7 protein-coding genes are annotated in these 7,611 nt (G+C 65.2%); 1 reads left to right on the top strand and 6 read right to left on the bottom strand.

All coding sequences use genetic code 11. The features are described 5' to 3' along the window. The 4 genes from Q8N40_RS16840 to Q8N40_RS16855 all read right to left on the bottom strand — a co-directional run. Window positions 1–230: endonuclease/exonuclease/phosphatase family protein (locus Q8N40_RS16840; protein ID WP_305712608.1), on the bottom strand; the 230-nt coding region annotated here is incomplete at its 3' end. A gap of 213 nt (window positions 231–443) precedes the next feature. Further along, the gene (locus tag Q8N40_RS16845; RefSeq protein WP_305712609.1) at window positions 444–1,253 is read right to left on the bottom strand and encodes an outer membrane lipoprotein carrier protein LolA; all 810 of its coding nucleotides are present in this window, start codon (window positions 1,251–1,253) and stop codon (window positions 444–446) included. Between the two features lie 133 nt (window positions 1,254–1,386). After that, entirely contained in the window at window positions 1,387–3,831 is a 2,445-nt protein-coding gene (locus Q8N40_RS16850; protein WP_305712610.1) for a DNA translocase FtsK, read from the bottom strand. Window positions 3,832–3,844: 13 nt separating this feature from the next. Further along, window positions 3,845–5,059, bottom strand: coding sequence for an aminotransferase class I/II-fold pyridoxal phosphate-dependent enzyme (locus Q8N40_RS16855; protein WP_305712611.1), 1,215 nt, complete (start codon window positions 5,057–5,059; stop codon window positions 3,845–3,847). 157 nt (window positions 5,060–5,216) lie between these two features. Between Q8N40_RS16855 and Q8N40_RS16860 the strand changes: the two genes are divergently transcribed. After that, window positions 5,217–5,450, top strand: coding sequence for an AbrB/MazE/SpoVT family DNA-binding domain-containing protein (locus Q8N40_RS16860; RefSeq protein ID WP_305320993.1), 234 nt, complete (start codon window positions 5,217–5,219; stop codon window positions 5,448–5,450). Window positions 5,451–5,578: 128 nt separating this feature from the next. Here Q8N40_RS16860 and Q8N40_RS16865 read toward each other — a convergent pair whose 3' ends face one another. Together Q8N40_RS16865 and Q8N40_RS16870 are read right to left on the bottom strand one after the other, a co-directional pair. Further along, window positions 5,579–6,508, bottom strand: a complete 930-nt coding sequence (locus Q8N40_RS16865; RefSeq protein WP_305712612.1) for a CoA ester lyase — start codon at window positions 6,506–6,508, stop codon at window positions 5,579–5,581. Continuing rightward, window positions 6,505–7,611 (bottom strand): CaiB/BaiF CoA-transferase family protein (locus Q8N40_RS16870; protein ID WP_305712613.1); only part of this gene is annotated, 1,107 nt, incomplete at its 5' end. The genes Q8N40_RS16870 and Q8N40_RS16865, both read right to left, overlap by 4 nt.

A 7,611-nucleotide genomic window follows, 5' to 3' on the forward strand; every position in this document is an offset into this window, starting at 1 on the left:
TCGAACGGCAGCTTCGAGACCACGGCGACACCGTGATAGCCCTTCTGCCCGTTCAGCGCGACATGCTCATAGCCGAGCCGCTTGAAGCGCTTCAGCGGGAAGGCGTCGTCGATGCACTTCGTCTCCTGCAGGCAAAGCACGTCCGGCCGCACCGATTTGAGGAACTTGGCCACGATCTCGATGCGCAGGCGCACCGAATTGATATTCCAGGTTGTCAGGGAGAAGCGCATCGGGAGGATGTATCAGTGCCGGACGGAAAACACACCCTACATCCGGAGGGTCCCTTCGCTGTTGAGCGGCACGGCACGCTCCCTCATGGTGAGGAGCGCGCCCGGCGCGCGTCTCGAACCATCTGGCACTGCGCCAGTCGCCATCCTTCGAGACGCCGCGCGAAGGCGCGCGGCTCCTCAGGATGAGGTTGGGAGCTTGCGGCTATATAAGAACTAGCCCGGCGGCGTCGTATAATTGGTGAAGTCGATCTTGAACAGGCCGGGATCGAGCTTCCGGGATGAATCCACATTGTAGACCGCGACCGTGGTGTCATAGCCTTGCGGGTCGGTCACGGTCCACTGCTTGAGCTGGCCGTCCTTGGCGCCGACCATCAGCATCAGGCGGCTGGTGCCGATCAGCGCCTGCTTCTCCTCTATGGTGACGCTGATGAACAAGTCGTCCGCGGTCACGCTGACGACGTTGGTATCCTTCAGCAGATCGATGCGATCCGACAGCAGAAACCGCAGCGGCGTCTGCGACAGCGGATAGATGTCCTGGGTCGCGAGCTTGCTGTCGCGGACCGCCAGCGAGGATCCGTCGGCAATGATCGCGATCGGACTCGGCGGCTCATACTCGAAACGCACCTTGCCGGGTTTCTGGATGTAGAAGTCGCCCTTGATCTTGGTGCCGTCGGGCCCGACCTGGACGAAATTCCCGACCAGCGTCTGCAGCGACGACAGATAGGAGCTCACCCTGGCGGCCTGCGCCTTCTGGTTGGCGTCGAAGGTCGCAAATATATTGGCGGGTACATTGCGGCGCGGATCGGGAATCACCGGATTCGGCGCCGCGGTCTGGGTGGCGCCGGTCGTCATCGGCGCGCGCGGCGGCTCCGATGCGCTGATCTGCACGTCGCGGCCCTTCGGCGCGGGTTTGGGAATGGGAACGGTTTGCGCCTGCGACGGCGCCGCGATGCCGGCCACGGCGGCCGCGATCAGCAACGCCAGGACGGCGCGCCCATAGCGGGTTGATGGTCGTTTGGCCATTCGAAAATTCGGATCTGTGTTCAACGTGTCGTCCTGCCTGGCCGCCATTTTACCGTGCTTTGGGCCCAAGGAGATATCGTTTTTCCGTGAAAATATCATGCTGCGTCAGACAGTCCTTGAGGCTCAATAACGCTTAAAAACGGCTCTCTTCTTCTTCGACCAGAATTTCACGTTTGCCGGCATGGTTTGCCTGCCCTACAATACCTTCGAGTTCCATCCGTTCCATCAGCGACGCCGCGCGGTTATAGCCGATCTGCAGCCGGCGCTGGATGTAGCTGGTGGAGGCCTTGCGGTCGCGCTTGACGATCGCCACCGCCTGCGAGAACAGGTCGCCGCCGCCGCCCTCGCCGCCGCCCATGCCGGTGGCATCGAACACCGCGCCGTCTTCGTCGGTCGGCTCTTCGGCGGTGACCGCCTCGAGATATTCCGGCTGGCCCTGCGACTTGAGGTGGCGCACCACCTTCTCGACTTCTTCGTCCGACACGAACGGGCCGTGGACGCGGCTGATGCGTCCGCCGCCGGCCATGTAGAGCATGTCGCCCTGTCCGAGCAGTTGCTCGGCGCCCATCTCCCCGAGGATGGTGCGGCTGTCGATTTTCGACGTGACCTGAAACGAGATGCGGGTCGGGAAGTTCGCCTTGATGGTGCCGGTGATGACGTCGACCGACGGCCGTTGCGTCGCCAGGATCACGTGCAGACCCGCGGCGCGCGCCATCTGCGCCAGGCGCTGCACCGCGCCTTCGATGTCCTTGCCGGCGACCATCATCAGGTCGGCCATCTCGTCGACGATGATGACGATGTAGGGCAACGGATCGAGGTCGAGCTTCTCTTCCTCGTAGATCGCCTTGCCGGTTTCCTTGTCGAAGCCGGTATGCACGGTGCGGCTCAGCTCTTCGCCCTTGGTCTTGGCCTCGAGCAGGCGCTGGTTGTAGCCGTCGATGTTGCGCACGCCGAGCTTGGACATCTTCTTGTAGCGCTCTTCCATCTCGCGCACCGCCCATTTCAGCGCGACCACGGCCTTCTTCGGGTCGGTCACGACCGGCGTCAGCAGATGCGGGATGCCGTCATAGACCGACAGTTCGAGCATCTTCGGATCGACCATGATCAGGCGGCATTGATCCGGCCGCAGCCGGTAGACCAGGCTGAGGATCATGGTGTTGATGGCGACGGATTTGCCGGAGCCGGTGGTGCCGGCGATCAGCATATGCGGCGTCCGCGCCAGATCGATGATGATGGATTCGCCGCCGATATTCTTGCCGAGACAGAGCGGCAGTTTTGCCGCTGATTCGTCCCTGGCGGTCAGCAATTCGCGCAGATAGACCTTTTCGCGATGCGCGTTCGGCAGTTCGATGCCGATGGCGTTGCGGCCGGGGACCACGGCGACGCGCGCCGACAATGCGCTCATCGAGCGGGCGATGTCGTCGGCCAGTCCGATCACGCGCGAGGATTTGATGCCGGGCGCGGGTTCGAGTTCGTACAGCGTCACGACAGGGCCGGGATGCGCCTTGACGATTTCGCCGCGCACGCCGAAATCGCCGAGCACGCTTTCCAGCGCGCGCGAATTGGCTTCGAGCTCCGCCTTGCTCAGCGGCTGCCGGTCCGAAGCCTTCGGCGCCGTCAGCACCGAAACCGAAGGCAGTTCGAATTTGTCGGAAGCCTTGCGCTGCGGCGTACGCGGCGCGGCCTTCTTGCGCGGGGCGCGGGCGGCGGGAACGTCCTCTTCATCGTCTTCCTCGTCGACGAAATCCTCGTCGGCCTGCGGCGCCAGCGACGGCGCGGCGCGGCCGCCCAGGTTCGGTTCCTGGCGCTCGAACGAGACCGCGCGCGGCTGCGGCGCGCTGGCCACCAGCGAGCGATAGGCCAGCGAAAACAGCCACGCGAGCCGCGCCTTGGCGCTCATGAGGGCATGAAACGCCCATCCCAGCGAGACCGAGCCGCGATCGTCTTCTTCCACGAACGGCGCGTCGTCGTCCTCGATCGGCGTCAGCTCCGCCTCCTGCGGACGCGAGCCCATGCCGCTCGCGAACAGGAAGGTCGCCACCACGCCGGCGAACAGGATGATCCCGAGGACGAGGCGATAGATGATGCCGGGCGGTCCGAACACGACGGCAGGCGCGCGCACCAGCGCGTCGCCGACGACGCCGCCAAGCCCGGTCGGCAGCGGCCATGCTCCGCCATGCGCCCAGCAGCTGGCAAAGCCCGCCGATATCACCGTGCAGAGAATCCAGCAGGCGATTCGCAGCGCCTCGCGGTCGAAGGTGCGGTGGGTCAGCATGCGCCAGCCCCACACCGCGACGGGCAGGATCAGCATGATGGCGCCGAGGCCGATGATCTGCATCAACAGATCGGCGCCGATCGCACCGGGATAGCCGAGAATGTTGCGGATCGGGCGCGAGGTCGCGTGGCTGAGGCTGGGATCCTGCACCGACCAGGTCATCAACGCCGCCGTTGCCACGGCGGAGAGCGAGATCAGCGCAAGCCCGGCGAGTTCGCGCAGGCGCTTCGCCAGCGCCTCGCGGATAGATGCCGGCAAGTGGCCAACCAGGGGGAGAACGCGTTCGATCGCCGGCATGCTCATGGGGCCTTCGCGACTATTTCAGAACTTCGACCAGCCGGTGCAACGCCTCGGCTGTTGTTTCACTGTCCGCAACCAGCGCCAGCCGGATATAGCCGGCGCCGGGATTGCTGCCGTCGGCCTGCGGCCGCGCCAGGTAACTCCCCGGGATCACCCGCACGCCGGCGTCCCTGTAGAGCTTGATCGCCGCGGCTTCGTCGCCGCCGAGATCCGACACATCGAGCCAGACGCAGAAGCCGCCGGCGGGTCTGACATAGCCATAGCGGCTGCCGAGAATCTGGTCGGCGAGATCGAATTTGATCCGGTAGAGCCTGCGATTCTCTTCGACATGCGCCTCGTCGGCATAAGCCGCGACCGCCACGTGCTGCAGCGGCACCGGCACCTGCGGCGCCGCCACATTGCGCAGTTCGTGAAACAGGCCGAGAAACTTCGCGTCGCCGGCGGCAAAGCCGACCCGCATGCCCGGCAGGTTGGAGCGCTTCGACAGCGACTGGAACGCCACCACATTGGTGAAATCGGGTCCGGCGCATTCCAGCATGCTGCCGGGCGCTTCCCTGGTGTAGATTTCCGAATAGCATTCGTCGCTCAGAATCATGAAGCCGAAGCGGTCGGCGAGCTGCTTCAGCCGGCTGAGATATTGTTTCGATGCCACCGCGCCTTGCGGATTGGCAGGCGAGGCGATGTAGATCGCAACGGTGCGCGCCAGCGTGGCGTCGTCGAGCGCGTCGAGATCCGGCAGGAATCCGTTGGCGCGTGTGGTCGGCAGGAAAATCGCCTCGCAGCCCGCGGCGCGGGCGCCAGCGGCATAGGCCGGATAGAACGGATTCGGGATCAGGATCGCAGGCCTGCCCTTGCGCTCGCCGACATAACGCGCCGCGGTGAGCGCGGCGAAAAACAGCCCTTCGCGGCTGCCGTTCAGCACCAACAGCTCGGTTTCGGGATCGATCGCCCGCGGCAGGTCGAACCGGGCGGCAAGCCAGTTGGCGGCGCTCCGGCGGAACGGTTCGATGCCCTTGGCGATGGGATAACGGCCGAAATCGGCGATGTGCCTGGCCAGCACCGGGCCGACGAAGTCCGGCACCGGGTGCTGCGGCTCGCCCAATGACAGCGCAATCAATGGCTTACCCGGCTGATACGGCGCCAGCAGCTCGGCCGTACGCAAGAACGGCGAGCGCTCGCCTTCCGGGCTGCCGGCGGCCTGCGGCGCACGTGATGAAGCGGTGATTGCCATACGGTAAGCGCCAGCACTCTCGGGGCAGCCGGTCGCACGTCGAGACCGGCCAAAACGGATCAAACCACCATAGATACGGCGAGGTTAAGACGCGATTAACCATCGACGCCAGCGAGGATTTTGCTGATGATTGCTGGCCAGCCAAGGAGGCATCGCAATGGCAACCAAGGTCACGAGCAACGGCCAGGTGACGGTTCCCAAACGGGTCCGCAACTATTTGGGGTTCGAACCGGGCACCGAGGTTAGGTTCAGGCGTGCCGCCGACGGCAGCATCGTCATCGAGCGGGCTGACGGGATGCGACCGCCGAGCCGATTCGCCAAGGTCATTGGCTGCGCCGGCCCCGGTCCCTCTACGGATGAGATTATGGTGATGCTGCGTGGTGAAACGTAAGCGTTTGGAGGCCTTTAGCTGCCGTTTTTCTTACTGTGTCCGGGCAAAGCAGACGAGTGCAGGAAGTCGGGTGTCCCATCTGTACATGGGGTTGTTTTAGCCTTTTTTTGAAAGGCCCTGCTGCCCCCTCAATCCGGTCCCCGAAAACTCATCAACCGCCTGATCATCCGGATGTTGGCGTAGTCCACCATCTTGCCGTCGACCGTGACCGCGCCCTGCCCGTTTCGCTCGGCCTCCTCCAGCGCCGCGATGGCGCGTTCGGCGTAGGCGAGTTCCTCGTCCGAGGGGATGAAGGCATTTCGCGTCGGTTCGATCTGGCTGGGGTGGATGACCTGCTTGCCGTCGAACCCCATCGCGGCCGCCTTGGCCGCGGTCGATGCGGTGGCAATCGCGTCGCGGAACGCGCCGCAGGGCCCGTCGATCGCGCGCAGCCCGAACGCACGTGCGGCGACCAGCAGGCGCATCATCGGATAGGCGAACAGATCGAGCGGCACCGAGGGATGGCCGTCCGCGGCGCTGCCGACATGCCGGTAACCCGAGGGCGATGCGCCGATCTCCGCGCTCCGCGCGCCGATCGAGGCAGCAAAGTCGCCGACGCCGAGATGCAACGCTGTCACCAGCGCCTCCGCCGCCGCCAGGGCTTCGACGTTGACCAGGCCGCGCGCCGTCTCGATCAACAGTTCCATGGAGGCCGGCGACTCGCGCGTGCCGGCGGCATCGGTAATCCAGCGGCCGATTGTCGTGACTTCAGCGACCGCTTCCGCCTTGGGGATGATGAAGCCGTCGAGCCGGCGGATACCGCCGAGCCGTGCGATCTCCTGCTGGATCGACGGGCTGTCGATCGCGTTCAGCCTGACGGTGACGGTCTTCCGGCCCCAATCGAGCGTGGTCAATGCATCTGCCGCCGCCTCCAGCGCCGCCGCCTTTTCGGCCGGCGGCACCGCGTCTTCGAGGTCCATGAACACAGCGTCGGCGGCGGACGCCGCGGCGCCTTGCACCATCCGCGCGCGGTGGGCGGGAACGGCGAGGTAGGTTCGGGTCAGTCGCGGCGCGGTCATGTCCCGGCTTTCTCACGCAGGCCGAGTTCGGCGAGGATCGCATCGGTATGTTCGCCGACCGCGGGAATGTCGCCCATGACAGGATTGACGCCGGGAATGGTGATCGCGGGCAGAAAGCTCATCAGCGGCCCGTTCGGCGAACCCACCTTGTGGACGCGGTCACGGGCGTGAAGCTGCGGATGTTCGAGGAACGCCTCAACCGTGTTCATGTTGGCGTTGGCAATGGCGGCGGCGTCGAGCCGCTGGATCACCTGCTCGGCCGAAAATTTCGCAAAATGCCGTTCGATCAGCGCCTCCAGAGCGTCGCGATTTTTCATGCGCTGCGGGTTGTCGCAAAACCGCGGATCACTCGCCAGCGCCGCATCCTCCAGCACCTGGGCGCATAGCGCGGCCCATTCGCGCGCGTTCTGGATGCCGAAGAACACCACGCGTCCGTCGCCGCAGCGAAACGGGCCGTAGGGCGCGATGGTGGCGTGACGGGTGCCGCTGCGGACCAGCGGCTTGCCGGCGCCCTGGGTGTAGTAGGCGGGATAGCTCATCCATTCGGTCATGGAATCGAACAGCGAGACCTCGAACGCCGTTCCCTTGCCGGTGCGCTCGCGATTGAACAGCGCCATCAGCACGCCGTTGACGATGTACATGCCGGTCGCGTTGTCGACGATGGAGATGCCGCATTTCGCCGGCTGTTCCTCGGAGCCGTTGATCGACAGAAATCCCGCCTCGCACTGCACCAGCAGATCGTAGGCTTTCTTCTCGCCATAGGGACCGCCGCTGCCGTAGCCGGAAATGTCGCAGGCGATCAGCCGGGGAAAGCGCGCCACCAGCGTCGCGGCATCGAGGCCGAGGCGCCTGGCCGCGCCGGGGGCCAGGTTCTGCAGGAACACGTCCGCCTGCGGCAGCAGCGCGTCGAGCACGCGTTGGCCCTCGTCGCTCTTGACGTCGAGCGCGAGGCTCTCCTTCGAACGGTTGGTCCAGGCGAACTGGCTCGACATCCCGTTCATGACGTAATCATAGTCGCGGCAGAAATCGCCCTTGCCGGGTCGTTCGATCTTGATCACGCGCGCACCCCAGTCGGCCAGATGCCGGCTGGCGAGCGGCGCCGC

The organism is Bradyrhizobium sp. (assembly GCF_030693485.1).
GTDB lineage: Bacteria > Pseudomonadota > Alphaproteobacteria > Rhizobiales > Xanthobacteraceae > Bradyrhizobium.

Excerpts from the sequence above, each read along its gene's own strand:
- Q8N40_RS16845 (WP_305712609.1), bottom strand. The coding sequence starts at position 1,253 with ATGGCCAAACGACCATCAACCCGCTATGGGCGCGCCGTCCTGGCGTTG.
- Q8N40_RS16850 (WP_305712610.1), bottom strand. The coding sequence starts at position 3,831 with ATGAGCATGCCGGCGATCGAACGCGTTCTCCCCCTGGTTGGCCACTTG.
- Q8N40_RS16855 (WP_305712611.1), bottom strand. The coding sequence starts at position 5,059 with ATGGCAATCACCGCTTCATCACGTGCGCCGCAGGCCGCCGGCAGCCCG.
- Q8N40_RS16860 (WP_305320993.1), top strand. The coding sequence starts at position 5,217 with ATGGCAACCAAGGTCACGAGCAACGGCCAGGTGACGGTTCCCAAACGG.
- Q8N40_RS16865 (WP_305712612.1), bottom strand. The coding sequence starts at position 6,508 with ATGACCGCGCCGCGACTGACCCGAACCTACCTCGCCGTTCCCGCCCAC.